The 15,742-nt window shown below is 70.7% G+C and carries 18 protein-coding genes; 7 read left to right on the top strand and 11 right to left on the bottom strand.

The window, feature by feature from the left end; all coding sequences use genetic code 11:
• The first annotated feature begins 155 nt into the window (after positions 1–155).
• Positions 156–578: an Hsp20/alpha crystallin family protein gene (locus tag DY262_RS13860; protein ID WP_070399428.1), complete on the top strand. Its 423-nt coding sequence runs from the start codon at positions 156–158 to the stop codon at positions 576–578.
• Positions 579–609: 31 nt separating this feature from the next.
• Here the strand turns inward: DY262_RS13860 and DY262_RS13865 are convergent, their stop codons facing one another.
• The 6 genes from DY262_RS13865 to purU all read right to left on the bottom strand — a co-directional run bounded on the left by DY262_RS13865 (position 610) and on the right by purU (position 5,563).
• Positions 610–1,356 carry a hypothetical protein gene (locus DY262_RS13865; RefSeq protein WP_425459297.1) on the bottom strand — a complete coding sequence of 249 codons (747 nt, stop codon included), beginning with the start codon at positions 1,354–1,356 and terminating at the stop codon, positions 610–612.
• The gene (locus DY262_RS22215; protein WP_425459298.1) at positions 1,242–1,805 is read right to left on the bottom strand and encodes a S1 family peptidase; all 564 of its coding nucleotides are present in this window, start codon (positions 1,803–1,805) and stop codon (positions 1,242–1,244) included. The genes DY262_RS13865 and DY262_RS22215 overlap by 115 nt, the downstream gene beginning before the upstream one ends.
• 17 nt (positions 1,806–1,822) lie before the next feature.
• A complete protein-coding gene (locus DY262_RS13870; protein WP_116959646.1) occupies positions 1,823–3,061 on the bottom strand; it encodes a S1C family serine protease in 1,239 nt (412 codons plus the stop codon).
• Positions 3,062–3,072: 11 nt separating this feature from the next.
• On the bottom strand, positions 3,073–3,645 hold the full coding sequence (locus DY262_RS13875) for a hypothetical protein (RefSeq protein WP_220377566.1): 573 nt from the start codon (positions 3,643–3,645) through the stop codon (positions 3,073–3,075).
• Between the two features lie 93 nt (positions 3,646–3,738).
• Complete coding sequence (locus tag DY262_RS13880) at positions 3,739–4,608, bottom strand: LysR substrate-binding domain-containing protein (protein ID WP_116959647.1); 870 nt, start codon at positions 4,606–4,608, stop codon at positions 3,739–3,741.
• A gap of 106 nt (positions 4,609–4,714) precedes the next feature.
• Complete coding sequence (purU, locus tag DY262_RS13885; protein ID WP_116959648.1) at positions 4,715–5,563, bottom strand: formyltetrahydrofolate deformylase; 849 nt, start codon at positions 5,561–5,563, stop codon at positions 4,715–4,717.
• Between the two features lie 119 nt (positions 5,564–5,682).
• Between purU and aptA the strand changes: the two genes are divergently transcribed.
• Positions 5,683–7,026, top strand: a complete 1,344-nt coding sequence (gene aptA / locus DY262_RS13890) for an omega-aminotransferase AptA (protein ID WP_116959649.1) — start codon at positions 5,683–5,685, stop codon at positions 7,024–7,026.
• On the opposite strand, the gene DY262_RS13895 is transcribed toward aptA, so the two are convergent.
• Entirely contained in the window at positions 7,027–7,824 is a 798-nt protein-coding gene (locus DY262_RS13895) for a ChaN family lipoprotein (RefSeq protein ID WP_116959650.1), read from the bottom strand.
• Between the two features lie 21 nt (positions 7,825–7,845).
• Between DY262_RS13895 and DY262_RS13900 the strand changes: the two genes are divergently transcribed.
• Positions 7,846–8,973, top strand: a complete 1,128-nt coding sequence (locus DY262_RS13900) for an AbrB family transcriptional regulator (RefSeq protein ID WP_416186974.1) — start codon at positions 7,846–7,848, stop codon at positions 8,971–8,973.
• 32 nt (positions 8,974–9,005) lie between these two features.
• Here DY262_RS13900 and DY262_RS13905 read toward each other — a convergent pair whose 3' ends face one another.
• The 3 genes from DY262_RS13905 to DY262_RS13915 form a co-directional block, all read right to left on the bottom strand.
• A complete protein-coding gene (locus DY262_RS13905) occupies positions 9,006–9,290 on the bottom strand; it encodes a BTH_I0359 family protein (RefSeq protein WP_116959652.1) in 285 nt (94 codons plus the stop codon).
• Between the two features lie 162 nt (positions 9,291–9,452).
• Positions 9,453–10,220 carry a DUF3108 domain-containing protein gene (locus DY262_RS13910; protein ID WP_181936504.1) on the bottom strand — a complete coding sequence of 256 codons (768 nt, stop codon included), beginning with the start codon at positions 10,218–10,220 and terminating at the stop codon, positions 9,453–9,455.
• Positions 10,221–10,237: 17 nt separating this feature from the next.
• On the bottom strand, positions 10,238–11,122 hold the full coding sequence (locus DY262_RS13915) for an IclR family transcriptional regulator (protein WP_116959654.1): 885 nt from the start codon (positions 11,120–11,122) through the stop codon (positions 10,238–10,240).
• Positions 11,123–11,205: 83 nt separating this feature from the next.
• On the opposite strand from DY262_RS13915, the gene DY262_RS13920 reads away from it, so the two are divergent.
• Positions 11,206–12,219 carry a fumarylacetoacetate hydrolase family protein gene (locus DY262_RS13920; protein WP_116959655.1) on the top strand — a complete coding sequence of 338 codons (1,014 nt, stop codon included), beginning with the start codon at positions 11,206–11,208 and terminating at the stop codon, positions 12,217–12,219.
• A 29-nt stretch (positions 12,220–12,248) separates the two neighbouring features.
• On the opposite strand, the gene DY262_RS13925 is transcribed toward DY262_RS13920, so the two are convergent.
• The gene (locus tag DY262_RS13925; RefSeq protein ID WP_116959656.1) at positions 12,249–12,608 is read right to left on the bottom strand and encodes a TraR/DksA family transcriptional regulator; all 360 of its coding nucleotides are present in this window, start codon (positions 12,606–12,608) and stop codon (positions 12,249–12,251) included.
• A 109-nt stretch (positions 12,609–12,717) separates the two neighbouring features.
• Between DY262_RS13925 and DY262_RS13930 the strand changes: the two genes are divergently transcribed.
• Genes DY262_RS13930 through DY262_RS13940 form a run of 3 tightly spaced genes read left to right on the top strand, consistent with a single transcriptional unit; the run spans position 12,718 to position 15,741 of the window.
• Positions 12,718–13,560: an enoyl-CoA hydratase/isomerase family protein gene (locus DY262_RS13930; RefSeq protein ID WP_175442845.1), complete on the top strand. Its 843-nt coding sequence runs from the start codon at positions 12,718–12,720 to the stop codon at positions 13,558–13,560.
• A 29-nt stretch (positions 13,561–13,589) separates the two neighbouring features.
• Positions 13,590–14,417 carry a PhaM family polyhydroxyalkanoate granule multifunctional regulatory protein gene (locus DY262_RS13935; protein WP_116959657.1) on the top strand — a complete coding sequence of 276 codons (828 nt, stop codon included), beginning with the start codon at positions 13,590–13,592 and terminating at the stop codon, positions 14,415–14,417.
• A gap of 31 nt (positions 14,418–14,448) precedes the next feature.
• Entirely contained in the window at positions 14,449–15,741 is a 1,293-nt protein-coding gene (locus DY262_RS13940) for an FIST signal transduction protein (RefSeq protein ID WP_116959658.1), read from the top strand.
• The last annotated feature ends 1 nt before the right edge of the window (position 15,742 follow it).

Consider the following 15,742-nt stretch of genomic DNA (forward strand, 5'->3'; position numbering starts at 1 on the left):
GCGCGCCGGGCCCGGCGGGGGTTGAAAAATCCTGCAGCGGCTGTTGACGAGCGGCGGGGGCGCGGGGTCTTGAAATGTTCCGGGGGCGACTTCAGTTGGGAGGCTCACCGGTGCCGCGGTGGTCGCGGCGCCCTCGAATCTGGAGGACTTTCACCATGACCGGACTCATTGCCCGCAACAGCCTGTTCGATGACCTGTTCCGCGACGTCGCGCCCGGCTTCTTCGTCAAGCCGCTGCACGGCGACGCCCTGCCCGCGCAGATCAAGGTGGACGTGAAGGAAACGCCCGTGGCCTACACCGTGGACGCCGAACTGCCGGGCGTGGCCAAGGACGACATCCAGGTCACCATCGAGGACGACGTGGTTACCCTGCGCGCCGAGGTCAAGCAGCAGGACGAGCAGCGCGACGGCCAGCGCGTGCTGCGCAGCGAGCGCTACTACGGCGCCGTCTCGCGCGCCTTTCAGCTGCCGCAGCGCGTGGACAAGGACGCGTCCAAGGCGCGCTTTGACAACGGCGTGCTGCGGCTGACGCTGCCGAAGAAGGCCGCCACCTCGGCCCAGCGCCTGGCGATCGACTGAACGGAAAGCGGGTGGGCGCCGGTCGCGGCGCTCATTCGCCGCGGATATCGACGAGTTCCAGTACCTCGTCGATGCGCACGAACGATGACGAGCCTTGACGCAGTGGCGAATCCACCTCGAATCGCACCACGCGCTGGAGTTCCGGTGCATACCAGGCGGTGGCGGCGTAAGCCCCCGAAGCTTCCATGGATGGCAGCAGGCGGCGCGTGTAGCCCGTGAAGCTCACACGCACCGCCGCGTACTCGCGCTCAGCGATGCGCACCGTGGTGGCGTCCGTCGCCCGCGCGCGCAACTGCATGCCCACAGTGACTTCCCCCCGTTTGACGGTGTAGTCCAGGCGCCAGGAGGCGCCGACCTCGGGGGGCGTGGCGATCCATCCACCCGGCGGCATGGCCAGGTCGAATTCGCCCGCTTCCGGCGCCACTGTGCCGTTCTCGCCCTTCAGCGGCTTGACGATGGAGCGCTGCTGGCCAGTGAGTCGGTCGCGCAGTCGGTACACCAGCACACGTTCGCTGGTCGCGGGAGCGGCGGCGACCGTGACCTTGGGCATTCCCCTCATGGCCAGCGCGGCCTGGGCACGCGCGGGTATCTCGGCGATCCAGTCCGCTGGCAGCGCGAAGTTCAGGTTCTGTGAGTCGCGCAGGCCGGCGCTGGTGATGCCGATCAGCCGGCCCTGCTCATCGAACAGGCCGCGGCCGCTGGAGCCGGGCGAGATGGGTACCGAGATCTGCAGCGCCTCGATGGCACCGCTGGCGCCGCGCCGGATGCCCGAGAGCAGGCCGTCGCTGATGGTGGTTTCCAGCCCGCGCGGCGCGCCGATGGCGTAGACGGCGCCCCCGCGCGCAGGCTCTCGGCGGGGGCAATGGCCACGGCGGGCGCAGTGAAATTGGCGACCTTGAGCTGGCACAGGTCGCGTTCGGTGTCGGGATGCTCCAGCGTGGCGCCGAAGCTCATGTTGTCGCGCCCGACCGACACCGAGCGGGCGCGCCGCAGCACATGGCAGTTGGTGATCAGCCGCCCCGGGCCGATGACGACGGCACTGCCCTGCATCAGCGGGCGCCGCTCGCCATCCAGCGTGTGCACCACCCAGACGCTGGGGGCGAGCCGCTCGAACAGGGCCTCGGGGGTGAGCGAGGGCTGGGCTTGGGCGGCGGCCGACAGGCTCAGCGCGATGAGAGCGGCGGCGCCACGGCGGTCGAGGAAGAGCGGCCGTCGTGAATGAGGCATGGGGATCCAGGGGATGTTCACTCGCTGCGGATGTCGACGAGTTCAATGAGCTCGTCGATGTTGAAGAAGGCACCGCCGTTGCCGCCTTGTCCGCGGGCCTCGAAGCGCACGATGCGCCCCAGGCCAGGGGCATACCAGGCCTGGGCCATGTAGGGACCACGCACGAAACCGGTCATGGCGGGGCGGCTGGTGAAGCCCTGGAATTCGATGCGGATGGCTTCGACATCGCGCTGACCCACGCGCACGGTGGTCGAGCCGAGGACACGGGCGCGCAAATCCATGCGCAGGCTGGTGCCTCCGCGCCTTGCTTCATAGTTCAGACGCCAGGCAGAGCCCATCTCGGGGGGCGCGCTGATCCAGCCTCCCGGCGGCATGGCGAGGTCGAACTCGCCGCCGATGGGGCTCTTCATCGACACCACGCCACCACCGGCACGCTCCACGCGCTCGCCCTGGTTGAAGATGCGTTCTTCGCCATTCACTCGGTCGAGGCGGTAGACCACCGGCTGGGCGATGCCGGTGAGGCGGTCGCGCAGGCGGTACTCGAAGACACGGTCGCCCTTGGGCGCGCTGGAGGCGCTCGCCGTGGCCGTGCCTGTGGCTGGGGTCGCCGGCTTTGCCGCGAGCGCGGCCTGCGCGCGCGCGGGCACATCGGCGATCCATTCCGCCGGCAGCGCGAAGTTCAGGTTCTGCGAATCGCGCAGCCCAGCGGTGGTAATGCCGATCAGGCGGCCCTGCTCGTCGAACAGCCCGCCGCCGCTGGAGCCGGGCGAGATCGGCACCGAGATTTGCAGCGCCTCGATGGCACCGCTGGCGCCGCGCCGGATGCCCGAGAGCAGGCCGTCGCTGATGGTGGTTTCCAGGCCGCGCGGCGAGCCGATGGCATAGACCCTGGCGCCGGTCAGCAGTGCGTCGGGCGGGGCCATGGCCGCCGGTGGGGCGGTGAAGTTGGCCACCTTGAGCTGGCACAGGTCACGTTCCGTGTCGGGATGCTCCAGGGTGGCGCCGTAGCTCACGTTTTCGCGGCTCACGGCCAGGGACTTGGCCTGTCGCAGCACGTGGCAGTTGGTGATGAGGCGTCCGGGACCGACGACCACCGCGCTGCCCTGGGCCAGCGGGCGCCCGGCCGCGTCCTGCGTACGAACCGTCCAGACGCTGGGCGCGAGTTGCTGGAACAACGCTGCGGGCGGCAATGCGTTCTGGGCGCTGGCGATGGCGGCCACCCAGGACAGGGTCAGTGCAACGAGGGAGCGGTGCATGGTATCGGCGCTTATCGCTGGGCGGGCAGCAGGCCGCTCAGGTCGTCCAGGGTCACGGGCCGGTTCGCGTTCGCGGCGGTGTTGGCTGGCGCGCCGGGCTGCGCGTCGCTGCCCGCGGTCGAGGTGGTGATGGCGCCGGCCACCTCGCCGGCCACCGGTCCGCCGTCTTTCTCGCTGTTGCGGTCGAACACCATGACCTTGCCGAACACCAGCTGAATCCAGGTGGGGTAGGTGTACGCCGTGCCCTTGTTGTGGTCGATGATCGCGCCGATGGCGCCGCCCACGATGATGTTGCCGAACATGCCCGAGTTGGCCCGCGACACCGCCCGGGCGCTGGCGTCCGGGTTGCCTGGGTGGGAACAGACGATGTCCAGGTCGCTGGCCGAGCGGCGCACTTCGGCGGTGCCGCCCGATTTGACGGAGACGTTCTCGCGGTCGTTGGTCAGCTTGCAATGGGCCCCTGCGACCAGTTCGCCCGCGGCTGTCTTGGTTTCGATCTTGACCGGCTGAATGGACTCATTGACCACGGTGGCGCAACCCGTTGCGGCCAGGCACGCCGCGACGATCGTGATTCGCTGGAACATCAGGCTCCCTCCCCATCTGTTGGAACCATGAATGTAACGGCGTCGTTACACGAGGGCCGTGTCGCCCGTCACGGCTGCGCTACAGCCTCGGGTTTACCCCATGGCCTGCTGCAGCCAGCGCGCGAACGCCGCGCACTCCCAGCGCTCCATGGTGCCGGTGCGCCAGCACAGGTAGTGCGCGTGCGGGCTGGGCACGCGGCGCGGGTACAGGGGCACCAGGGCGCCGCTGTCCAGCCAGGGCGCGGCCAGCTTGTAGCGCAGCAGGCCCACGCCCATGCCGGCCGCGGCGGCGTCGCACATCAGGCCGATGTCGTTGAACTGCGAGCCCTCGGCGGGTTCGGGCCAGTCCAGTTCGTGCGCGGCGAACCAGGTGCGCCAGGGCTCCAGCGGGCTGCGCAGCAGGGGCAGGCCTTCCAGGTCCTCGGGCGCCTCGAAGGGGCCGTGCTCGCGCGCGAAGGCGGGCGAGGCCATGGGCGAGACCTCGTCCTTGGCCAGCAGCAGGTACTCCACGTCGGCGTAGCGGCCGGTGCCGTAGCGCACCATCAGGTCGGCGTCCTCGGCCACCACGTCCAGCAGCGGGATGCTGACCTGCAGCGTGAGGTCGATCTCGGGGTAGGTGTCGCTGAACTGCTTGAGGCGCGGCAGCACCACCGAGCGCGCGAAGGTGGGCGTGATGGCCAGGCGCAGCTTGCGCCGCCCGGGCGCGGCCTTCTGGCTGGGGAAGCGCTGCAGGGCGCCCAGGCCGTCGCGCACGTGGGTGAGGTACTCGATGCCGTCGGTGGTGAGCGAAAAGTCCGCGCGGCCGAACAGCTTGGTGCCCAGGATCTCTTCCAGCTGGCGGATGCGGTGGCTCACCGCGCTGGGCGTGACGTTGAGCTCGTCGGCCGTCTGCGTGACGCTGCGCAGCCGCGCCAGGGCCTCGAAAGCCAGCAGGCACTGGATGGGCGGGATGCGCGCCGTCATCACGCCCCCACGCTCCGCCGCTGGCGCGGGTCGCTGCCCCCCGCGGGGGCTGGCCCGCCTTGGGGCGGCCCGGCGGCGGTCCGTTCGGCGTTGATGAGGTCTTGCATCACTTGAAGACGACGGTCTTGTGCCCGTTGAGCAGCACGCGGTGCTCGCCGTGCCACTTCACGGCGCGCGCCAGCACCTGGCTTTCGGTGTCGCGGCCGAGGGCGGTGAGGCCTTCCACCGTGTCGGTGTGGTCCACGCGGGCCACGTCCTGCTCGATGATGGGCCCCTCGTCGAGGTCGGCCGTCACGTAGTGGGCGGTGGCGCCGATCAGCTTTACACCGCGGTCGTGCGCTTGGTAGTAGGGCTTGGCGCCCTTGAAGCTGGGCAGGAAGCTGTGGTGGATGTTGATGGCGCGGCCGGCGAGTTCGCGGCACAGCTCGTTGGACAGGATCTGCATGTAGCGCGCCAGCACCACCAGCTCGGCCTGTTCGGCGCGGATGATCTCCAGCTGCTTCGCCTCGGCCTGGGCCTTGGTGGCGGCCGTCACCGGGATGTGGTGGAAGGGCACGTTGTAGCTGGCCGCCAACTGGTAGAAGTCGCGGTGGTTGCTGACGATGGCGCGGATGTCCAGCGGCAGCAGGCCGCTCTTCCAGCGGAACAGCAGGTCGTTGAGGCAGTGGCCTTCGCGGCTCACGAAGAGCACGGTGCGCAGCGGTTGCGCCAGCGGGTGCAGGCCCCAGCGCATGCCGAAGGGTTCGGCGAAGGCACCCAGGCGCTCGCGCAGCTCGGCCTGGCTCAGTTGCGCGCAAGCGAATTGCACGCGCATGAAGAACAGCCCGGTGTCGTGATCGTTGTACTGGGCCGCCTCTTCGATGTTGCCGCCGTGCTGGAACAGAAAGCCCGAGACGGCGTGCACGATGCCGGGGCGGTCCTGGCAGGACAGGGTGAGGACGTAGGTGTTTTCCATGGCGGCGCGATTGTCGCAGGGTGGCCGCCAGTGGGCCTGGCGCGGGGTCGGGCAGTGGCGCCCCCGGCGCGCGGGGGCGGTGCCAGAATGCCCGGATCACCGCTCGCAGGAGACGCCGCATGGCCTACAACGACTTCAACATGGACAACCAGTGGTTGCCCTTCACGCCCAACCGCAGCTTCGCCAAGGACCCGCGCATCTTCGTCGCCGCCGACGGCATGCACTTCACCACGCACGACGGCCGCCAGGTCATCGACGGCATTTCCAGCCTGTGGTGCGTGGGTGCGGGCCACAACCGCCAGCCCATCAACGAGGCCATCAAGCGGCAGCTGGACACGCTGGACTACGCCACCGCCTTCAGCGTGAGCAACGACAAGGCCTTCCGAGCCGCCGAGATGATCGCGGCCCTGGCGCCCGGCGACCTGAACAAGGTGCTGTTCTGCAACTCAGGCAGCGAAGCGGCCGACACCTCCATGAAAGTGGCCCTGGCCTATCACCGCGCGCGCGGCGAGGGCCAGCGCAACCTTTTCATCGGCCGCGAGCGTGGCTACCACGGCGTGGGCTTTGGCGGCATGTCGGTGGGGGGCATCCCGGCCAACCGCAAGGTCTACGGCACCAGCCTGCTGCCGCGCGTGGACCACCTGCGCTTCATCCACGACCCGGTGAAGCACGCCTTCGTGCAGCACCAGGAGCCGGTGTGGGAAGAGGACATCTTGCTCGAGCTGGAGAACCGCATCCTGCCGCTGCACGACCCGAGCAACGTGGCGGCGGTGATCGTGGAGCCGGTGGCCGGCAGCGCGGGCTGGTACGTGCCGCCCAAGGGTTACCTCAAGCGCCTGCGCGAGATCTGCGACAAGCACGGCATCCTGCTGATCTTCGACGAGGTCATCACCGGCTTCGGCCGCCTGGGCACGGCCTTCGGCGCCGACTGGTACGGCGTGCAGCCCGACATGCTGAACTTCGCCAAATGCGTCACCAACGGCGTCATCCCCATGGGCGGCGTGGTCTGCAGCCAGCGCATCTACGACGCCATGATGGGCGCGCACGGCAACGCGCCCGACCACGCCATCGAGTTTTTCCACGGCTACACCTACTCGGGCCACCCGGTGGCCTGCGCGGCGGCCATCGCCACGCTGGAACTGATGCAGAAGGAGCAGCTGTTCGCGCGCGCCGGCCAGATGGGCCAGGTGCTGAGCGACGCCATGTTCAGCGCCATCAAGGGCCTGCCGCACGTCATTGGCATCCGCAGCCTGGGCCTGGCCTGCGCGGTGGAACTGGCGCCGCTGGCGGGCATGCCCGGCAAGCGCGCCTTCGACGTCTTCCTGGATTGCTTCCACCGCGGCGTGCTGGTGCGCAACGCGGGCGACAACCTGGTGTTCGCGCCGCCCTACATCGTGGAGCGCGAGCACATCGAGACCATGGTCTCGGTGCTGGCCGACGCGATCCAGCGCCTGAAGGACTGATCAGCGCTTGAAGCGCTCGCGCAGCCCGGCGCAGTGGTCGCGCTCGGGCAGCGCGGGCGTGGGCCAGACGACGTCACCCGACGCGTCGGCGCCGGCCGAGCCCGCGCGCGCCACCACCACGCGGCGGGCCTGGCCGGCGGGCAGGTGCAAGGGCACCCCGATGTCCGTGCGCACATGGCCGTTGCCGGCGATCAGCAACACCGTGCGGCCCGGCGCCAGGGCCTGGAGCGCGGTGTCTGCCAACGAACGGTCGCGCGCGAGCTGGATGCGCGTCATCGGCGCGATCTGGCTGTCGGGCAGCAGATCGCAGTGGCCTTCGCGCACGGCGGTGCGCTGGCGGTCCAGCACCGAGGCGTCCACCGACCGGTCCAGCGCGGTGTCGGCCATGGCCTCGCGCATCCGCGCGCGCGGCAGGTTGCCGCCGAGCACGGGCACGCCCGCGCGCACGGCGGCCATCACCACCGGCCCGTAGACCGGCCAGGGCCAGGTGGCGCCCTGGTCCCAGGCCAGGGCCTGGCGCACGGCGTCTTCGCTGGCGTCGCGCGGCAGCTGGCGCGTGTCGCGGCCGGCCTCGGCCATCTCCATCACCACGGCCGCGAGTTCGCCGCGTGTGGCCAGGGCCTGCACCAGTTCGCGCTGCAGCTGCTGGTGCTCGGGCGCGTCGTGCTGCTCGCCCACCAGCAGCAAGGGCGTGGGCGAGGTGCGCGCGAGCAGGGTGGGCAAGTCCCTGGCGGGTGTCTGGGCGCAGGCGGCGAGCCACAGCGCGGCCAGGCCGGTGGCGGCAAGGGAAGGCTTCATGCACCGATACTACGGTCCCGTATGGCGCCCTCTGCGCCGCCCGAGATTTCCCGAGTGCCTTTCCCTGTGTCGCGCTTCGGGCCGGCGTCCTGGACGCGCACGGCCCTGACCCTCCTGCTCGCCTACGCCGCCGCCCGCCTGTGCGTCTGGCTGGGCACGCCCATTCCCTGGATGATCGGACCGCTGCTGGCCAGTGCCCTGGTGTCGGTGCTGGGCGCGCCCACCGAAAGCTGGACACCGCTGCGCAACGCCGGGCAGTGGGTGATCGGTGCGGCCCTGGGCCTGTACTTCACCCCGGAGGTGGGTGCCCTGGTCGCCGGGCTGTGGTGGGCGATCGTCCTGGGCGTGGCCTGGGCGCTGCTGCTGGGCCTGGGCTTCGCGGCCTGGCTGCGGCGCCAGCACGCGGCGCGCCTGCGGCTGCCGCCCGCGCAGCTGATCGCCACCACCTATTTTTCGGGCGCCATCGGCGGCGCGTCCGAGATGACCTTGCTGGCCGAGCGCCAGGGCGCGCGCACCGACCTCGTGGCCGCCGCCCACACCCTGCGCGTGCTGCTGGTCACGGTCACCATTCCCTTCGCCCTGCAGGCCGCGGGCGTGCATGGGCTGGACACGCTGCCGCCCGCCATCCGCGAGGTGCACGCGGGCGGGCTGGCCCTGCTGGGGCTGATCACGCTGGCCGGTGCCCTGGGCATGCAGCGCCTGGGCCGCGCCAACCCCTGGTTCATGGGCGCGCTGGTGGTGACCATGGCGATCACGCTGGCGGGCGTGCAGCTCTCGGCCCTGCCGCTGGCCTTCACCAACGCGGCCCAGCTCTTCATCGGCGTGAGCCTGGGGGTGCGATTCACGCCGGCCTTCGCGCACACGGCGCCGCGCTGGCTGGGTTCGGTGGCGCTGGCCACCTTCGCCATGATGGCCCTGTGCGCCGGCTTCGGCTGGGTGGTGGCGCGGCTCACGGGCCTGCACCCGGTGACCATGCTGCTGGGCACCTCGCCAGGGGGCATTGCCGAAATGGCCATCACCGCCAAGGTGCTGCAGCTGGGCGTGCCCGTGGTCACGGCCTTCCAGGTCTGCCGCCTGGTGGCGGTCTTGGTCCTGGCCGAGCCGGTGTACCGCTGGCGCTATGCGCGGGCACAAAAAAGCCTGGCGTAGCCAGGCTGGGGGGGCGGGGCGCGGTGGCGCGCTCAGTGCATCACGACCGGGTTCTGGGCCAGCGAGGCGTAGCCCTCCAGCGTGTTCTCCACCTCTTCCTGCGAGGGGCTGTTGCGCTGCCATTCCACGATCTGGGCTTGGAACATCTCGGCCCAGGAACCGTCGAGGTAGACCTCCTTGCCCGAGCGCTTGTCCACGATTTCGAAGCCATGGCGCGGGATCTGCGGCCCGGTGTCGGCGGGCGCCTCACCTTCGGCAGGCGCGTTGGCCAGGATGTGGACCACCGCGAACGCTTCCGAGTCGTACAGCATGTGCATGGACTTGATTTCCTTTCCGCCAATCGCTTTCGGCGCTGATGCCGTTATATCGGCAAATCGCACTCCCACTGGAGCAGGGGTATGCCCCAGTTGGGGACCCGCCGGCTTTTTTCAATCGGCTTGTGGCGTTTGAGCCGAAACCGGTTCCGGGGTGCCCAGCGGCTAGGGCAAACGGGCGAGCCGTTGATCGGCCACATCGCCATTGGGCTGGGCGATGCGCAGGCGCACCGGCAGGTGGCCCAGGGAAGGTGCCAGCCAGACCTCGACCGTGCTGTCGTGGGGCTTGCGCGGGGTGCGTTTCAGCAGCCGGGCCTCGATGTTGCCGGCCGGCAGGCGCAGGGTTTCCAGCGCGCCCACCTCGAACTGCCAGATCTCGGCATCGCCCAGGCCGGCCACCTGGAAGCTCAAGACGTCGCCGGTCTGGCGCGGCTGGGCCCGCAGCAGGCCGGCGAGCTGCAGGAACAGGCTCAGGCGGTCCTGCGCGCCCGGCAGCCACTCGGCCTCGGGCGCGTTGTTGCTGAAGCGGATGCGCTTGGCCTCGGGCTCGAACTGCACGGCGCGCTCGCTGCTGCGCTTGTCGGCGAACCGCGTGGGCCGCAGGCCGTCGGGGCCCACGCTGCCCTGGCTGGTCTGCACGCGCTTGCCGAGCAGGGGCATGGCGAGTTCCAGGCGGGCCTCGTAGTTCGGGCCCTCGCGGCGCCAGGAGAGGCTGCCGGTGGCGCGGTAGTCGAAGCCCTTGGCCTGGCCGAACACTTCGTAACTCAGTTCGCTCGCTGGGGGAGGGTCGCTTCGCGGGGCGGTGGCGCTGGCGGCGGGCGCCGGTGGCGCGGCGGCGAACGCGGGGCCACTCCCCTGGGGCCCGAGCGCCGCGGCGAAAGCCGCCAGCACGCCGGCGCCCAGCGACAGCCACGGGCGGGGTCTCGGGGCCACGGCTTGCTTGTGTGGATTCATGGCTGGTCGGACCGAGGCGCCGCTTCGCGGTGCCCGAGATCGGCGCTCAGCCGACGGGCGGCGTCGCGCAGCGCGGTCGCCGGGCCGCCGTCCCAGTCGGTGTCCAGGGTGGCCACCGAACCCAGCACCACCATGGCCAGCACCATGCGGCCCTGCACGTCGAACACCGGGGCGCCAAAGCCGGCCACGCTGGCCTGCAGGCTGTGCACCACGCGCGCCACGCCACGGCGGCGCACCTCGTCGAGCATTTCCTGCACCTCGGTCATGGAGGTGGGCAGGTCCAGTGGCAAGGGGCCGTTGCGCGGCAGCTTCTTCAGGCGCGCGAGTTCCTCGCGGATCATGGGGCCGACGCGCTGGGCGTCGTGGCCCTCGTCGCCCATGAAGGCGGCAAAGCAGCGGCCGGTGGCGGACGACAGCAGGGGCATCACGTCGCCCAGGCGCAGCGCCACGGGCACGGCCTGGGGCGCCTCGGTCCAATGCACCATGGTGGGCCCCTGGTTGCCCCAGACGGCGATGGCCAGGGTGTGGCCCGTGAGCGGCAGCAGGGCGTCGATGCGCTCGCGCGCCAGGCGCACGGCGTCGATGCGCGACAGGCTGGCCAGGCCCAGGCGCAGCGCGGCCGGGCCCAGGTCGTAGCGGGTGCTGGCGCTGTCCTGCGTGACCAGGCCCAGGCGCTGGAAGCTCACCAGGTAGCGGTGGGCCTTGGCCGCGCTCATGCCCGCGGCGGCGGCCAGGTCGCGCAGCATCAGTGCGCCGCTGGCCCTCGACAGGGCGTTCAACAGTTCAAAGCCGACCTCGACCGATTGGATGCCCGCGCGCTGGGGTTCGCTGTCGTCGCTCTCGTTGGCGGGGCTTTGGTCTAGAATCTCGCTCTTACGCATAGGTTAATCGATTTCACTATCCGTAATTATCGCCCCAAAGCCCCCGGGGCACCCATCCACTCAAGAGGCAGCAGGAGATACGCATGAAACTCGCCACCTACAAGGACGGCTCGCGCGACGGACAACTGGTGGTGGTCTCGCGTGACCTGAGCACGGCCCATTATGCGACCGGCATCGCGAACACCCTGCAGCAGGCCCTGGACGACTGGAACTTCATCAGCCCGCAGTTGCAGGACCTGTACGTGACCCTGAACCAGGGCAAGGCGCGCCACGCCTTCCCCTTCGATCCGGCCATGTGCATGGCGCCGCTGCCGCGCGCCTACCAGTGGGCCGACGGCTCGGCTTACCTGAACCACGTGGAGCTGGTGCGCGCCGCGCGCAACTCCGAGGTGCCGGCCAGCTTCTACGAAGACCCGCTGATGTACCAGGGCGGCAGCGACGACTTCATCGGCCCGATGGACGACGTGGTGGTGCCCAGCGAGGACTACGGCATCGACTTCGAGGCCGAGATCACCGTCATCACCGGCGACGTGCCCATGTGCGCGACGCCCGAGCAGGCGCTCGAGGGCATCCGCCTGGTGATGCTGGCCAACGACGTGTCGCTGCGCAACCTGATCCCCGCCGAACTGGCCAAGGGCTTTGGTTTCTTCCAGAGCAAGCCCGCCACCGCCTTCAGCCCCGTGGCCGTGACGCCCGACGAGCTGGGCGACGCCTGGCAGGGCGGGCGCCTGCACCTCACGTTGCAGAGCACCTGGAACGGCCGCAAGGTCGGCATGTGCGAGGCCGGCCCCGAGATGACGTTCCACTTCGGCCAGCTCATCGCCCACATCGGCAAGACGCGCAACGTGCGCGCCGGCTCCATCGTCGGCAGCGGCACGGTGAGCAACAAGGGCGTGGAAGTCGATGGCCGCAAGGACTGGCCCAAGGGCTACAGCTGCATCGCCGAGAAGCGCGCGATCGAGACCATCCTCGACGGCAAGCCCTCCACCGCCTTCATGAAGTACGGCGACACCATCCGCATCGAGATGAAGGGCAAGGACGGCCAGTCCATCTTCGGCGCGATCGACCAGAAGATCGCGCCGCTGGCCAAGGCCTGAATCCGGCCCAGGGCGCGGACCGCGCCCGATCAGCGCTCGGCGCGCGTTTGGCAGTCCAGGCAGCGGTCGGCCGTTGGCTGCGCGTGCAGGCGCGCGGCGGGTATTTGCACACCGCAGTCCAAACACAGGCCGTAGCTGCCGTCGGCGATGCGCGCGAGCGCGGCGTCGATGGCGGCCAGTTCGCCCGCTTCGCGCTCGCCCAACACCGAGCCGAGGTCGAAGGCCGGGTCCGCGACGGCGTCGTTGTCGTCCGCCGCCCGGGCGCGCTTGTCGGCCGCCACCTCGGCGCGGCTGCGGACACCGCCGCGCTGGGCGTACAGGCGCTCCAGCAGCGCCTGGCGCGCGGCTCGCAACTGGATCTCGAAGGTGTCGGAAATGAACGTGGTCATGGGGGCCTCCTGCGTGCCCGCCATCTTGGGCCCGGGCGGCACCGTGGCGCTTGATGCAGGTCAAGCACAATCGATCGGTTCAGGACCAGACGACCATCAGGAGACCACCATGAGCCCGACCATCGACTACAGCCGCTACCAGACCCTGGAGATCAGCCGCCGCGGCCCGCTGGTGAATGGCACGCCCAGCGTGCTCGACATCCGCATGCGCGCCGACGGCCCCGGCGGCAACGGCAAGCTGCCCACCGCCGGCCATGAAGGCCACTGGGAGCTCAGCGAGATCTGGCGCGACGTGGGCCGCGACGACAGCGTGCGCGCGGCCGTGCTGCGCGGCAGCGGCATGGGCTTTTCCGGCGGCGGCGACCTGGCCCTCGTGCAGGACATGGCGACCGATTTCGAGGTGCGCTCGCGCGTCTGGAAGGAAGCGCGCGACCTGGTCTACAACGTCATCAACTGCGACAAGCCCATCGTCAGCGCCATGCACGGCCCGGCCGTGGGCGCGGGCCTGGTGGCCGGCCTGCTGGCCGACATCTCCATCGCCGCGCGCAGCGCCAAGATCGTCGACGGCCACACGCGCCTGGGCGTGGCCGCGGGCGACCACGCGGCCATCGTCTGGCCGCTGTTGTGCGGCATGGCCAAGGCCAAGTACTACCTCATGCTGTGCGACGCGGTGAGCGGCGAAGAGGCCGAGCGCATCGGCCTGGTCTCGCTGGTGGTTGACGACGACCAACTGCTCGACAAGGCCTACGAGGTGGCCGATCGCCTGGCCGGCGGCAGCGCCAGCGCGATCCGCTGGACCAAGTATTCGCTCAACAACTGGCTGCGCCAGGCGGGCCCGAGTTTCGACACCTCGCTCGCGCTGGAATTCATGGGTTTTGCCGGGCCCGACGTGCGCGAAGGTGTGGCATCCTTGCGCGAGCGCCGCGCGCCGCGCTACGGCGTCGACGGCTGATCCCCGGTCCTTTCATCGAGGAGTTCGCCATGAGCGATGCGTCCGCCAGCGGCTTCGGCAAGTTCGTGCCGGGTTTCGATTTCCTGCAGAACCTGGCCACGCAGGCCGCCGGCGGCATCGCTCAGGGCATCGGGCAGAACATCCCGCAACTGCCCAACCTCAGCCACTGGGTGGCGCCCACCTTCAACGTCGAGGAACTCGAGAAGCGCATCGAGGAGCTCAAGGCCGTGCACTACTGGCTGGACCAGAACGCCAAGGCCCTGGGCGCCACCATCCAGGCGCTGGAGGTGCAGAAGATGACCCTGTCCACGCTGAAGTCCATGAACTTCAGCATGGGCGACGTGGCCAATGCGCTCAAGCTCAAGACGGCCGAGGTTGCCGCCAAGGCCAACCCCTTCCCGGGCCTGGAGGTGCCGCCGCGCACCTACGGCACCACCGAAGCGGCCAAACCCGCGCCCGCGCCCGCGCGGCGCAAGCCGGCGGCGAAGAAAGTGGCGGCCAAGGCCGACAAGGCCGCGTCGGCCGCTCCGGCGGGCGGCGTGGTCGACCCACTGCAGTGGTGGGGCGCGCTGTCCCAGCAGTTCCAGCAGATCGCGACCAACGCCCTGAAGGACGCGGCCAAGCAAGGCGCGCTGGACACCACGCGCCAGGTCGCCACCGACCTCACGGACGCCGCCGTGAAAACCGCCACCGGCCTGGCGGGCCAGGCCGCGCGCAGCGCCGCCGGCACCGTGGGCCGCGGCATGGGGGCGGCGGCGGGCGTGGGCCGCGCGGCGGCGCGTGCCGTCTCGTCCGGCGCCCGGGCGGCACCCGCCAAGAAGGCGGCGCCCCGCAAGGCGCGCGGCAAACGCGCTTGAACCCGCGGGCCCAACGAGGCTCGAACACCGCATGAAACGTTTCCCCCAGGCGCACGCCACCCACCCGCAATGGCGCATGGCCGCTGCCATGGTGGTGGCGCAGCTGCGCGCGCAGATGGCCCTGCCCGACCACGCCAGCCAGCCCTCGCTGGGCCTGCTCTACATCACCGACCACTACGCTGGCGAGGCCGAGGCCCTGCTGGAGTGGATGAGCGCCGAGCTGCCCGAGGTGACCGACTGGGCCGGCACCGTGGGCGTGGGTGTCTCGGCCAGCAACGTGGAGTACTTCGACGAGCCGGCCCTGTCGGTGATGCTGTGCGACCTCAGCCCCGACCAGTACCGTGTGTTCAGTGGCGTGGCCCCGCTGTCGGCCAGCGGACGCGCGGACGGCGGCGAGGGCTTCGTCGCCCACACGGCGCTGGTGCACGCGGACGCCGGCACGCCCGAGGTGGGGGAGCTGATCGCCGAAATGGCCGAGCGCACCGGCAGCGGCTACCTGTTTGGCGGCCTGGCGGGCAGCCGCGGTCCCACCCTGCAGTTCGCGCTGGGCAGCGCGGGCACCCTCAGCGGCCACGGCGCGGCCAGCGGTGTGTTCCACGGTGGGCTCAGCGGCGTGGCCTTCGGGCGCGGTGTGGGCATCGTCTCGCGCGTCACGCAGGGCGCGCAGCCGATCGCGGCGACCCATGTGGTCACCGAATCCGACGGTCACCTGGTGGTCCGCCTGGACGGCGAGCCCGCCCTGGACGTGCTGCTGCGCGAACTGGAGATCTCGCTCGATCACCCCGAGCACGCCATGCGGCGGCTGCGCCACACCCTGGTGGGCGTGACCCGTCCTGGCCCAGACGGCGCCCCGCTCGCGCCGAGCGAGGCCTCGCACCGGCGCGGCGCCTTCGGGCACGAGGTGATCGTGCGCCACATCATCGGCCTGGACCCGGTGCGCCGGGGCGTGGCCATCGCCGAGCTGGCGCCCGAGGGCTCGCGGCTGGCCTTCTGCGAGCGCCATGTGCAGGCGGCGCGCGCCGACCTCATGCGCGTGTGCGCCGAGGTGCGCGAGGAGCTGGAGCCGGAGGAACTGCTGTTCGGCGCGGGCGCGGCCGAGGTGGAGGCCGCGCCGCGGCCGGCGCGCTCCATCGCGGGCGCGGTGTACGTGAGCTGCGCGGGCCGCGGCGGGCCGCACTTCGGCGGGCCGAGCGCCGAGCTGCAGATCGTGCGCCACGCGCTAGGCGACGTGCCGCTGGTGGGTTTCTTCGCCGGTGGCGAGATCGCGCACCACCGGCTCTACGGTTACACCGGCGTGCTGACGGTCTTCGTGCGCGAGGGCTGAG

This window comes from Hydrogenophaga borbori (assembly GCF_003417535.1).
In the GTDB taxonomy this organism is placed as follows: domain Bacteria; phylum Pseudomonadota; class Gammaproteobacteria; order Burkholderiales; family Burkholderiaceae_C; genus Hydrogenophaga; species Hydrogenophaga borbori.

Coding starts and splice junctions, on each gene's coding strand:
- DY262_RS13860 (WP_070399428.1), top strand. CDS start 156: ATGACCGGACTCATTGCCCGCAACAGCCTGTTCGATGACCTGTTCCGC.
- DY262_RS22215 (WP_425459298.1), bottom strand. CDS start 1,805: ATGCCTCATTCACGACGGCCGCTCTTCCTCGACCGCCGTGGCGCCGCC.
- DY262_RS13870 (WP_116959646.1), bottom strand. CDS start 3,061: ATGCACCGCTCCCTCGTTGCACTGACCCTGTCCTGGGTGGCCGCCATC.
- DY262_RS13875 (WP_220377566.1), bottom strand. CDS start 3,645: ATGTTCCAGCGAATCACGATCGTCGCGGCGTGCCTGGCCGCAACGGGT.
- DY262_RS13880 (WP_116959647.1), bottom strand. CDS start 4,608: ATGACGGCGCGCATCCCGCCCATCCAGTGCCTGCTGGCTTTCGAGGCC.
- purU (WP_116959648.1), bottom strand. CDS start 5,563: ATGGAAAACACCTACGTCCTCACCCTGTCCTGCCAGGACCGCCCCGGC.
- aptA (WP_116959649.1), top strand. CDS start 5,683: ATGGCCTACAACGACTTCAACATGGACAACCAGTGGTTGCCCTTCACG.
- DY262_RS13895 (WP_116959650.1), bottom strand. CDS start 7,824: ATGAAGCCTTCCCTTGCCGCCACCGGCCTGGCCGCGCTGTGGCTCGCC.
- DY262_RS13900 (WP_416186974.1), top strand. CDS start 7,846: ATGGCGCCCTCTGCGCCGCCCGAGATTTCCCGAGTGCCTTTCCCTGTG.
- DY262_RS13905 (WP_116959652.1), bottom strand. CDS start 9,290: ATGCACATGCTGTACGACTCGGAAGCGTTCGCGGTGGTCCACATCCTG.
- DY262_RS13915 (WP_116959654.1), bottom strand. CDS start 11,122: ATGCGTAAGAGCGAGATTCTAGACCAAAGCCCCGCCAACGAGAGCGAC.
- DY262_RS13920 (WP_116959655.1), top strand. CDS start 11,206: ATGAAACTCGCCACCTACAAGGACGGCTCGCGCGACGGACAACTGGTG.
- DY262_RS13925 (WP_116959656.1), bottom strand. CDS start 12,608: ATGACCACGTTCATTTCCGACACCTTCGAGATCCAGTTGCGAGCCGCG.
- DY262_RS13930 (WP_175442845.1), top strand. CDS start 12,718: ATGAGCCCGACCATCGACTACAGCCGCTACCAGACCCTGGAGATCAGC.
- DY262_RS13935 (WP_116959657.1), top strand. CDS start 13,590: ATGAGCGATGCGTCCGCCAGCGGCTTCGGCAAGTTCGTGCCGGGTTTC.
- DY262_RS13940 (WP_116959658.1), top strand. CDS start 14,449: ATGAAACGTTTCCCCCAGGCGCACGCCACCCACCCGCAATGGCGCATG.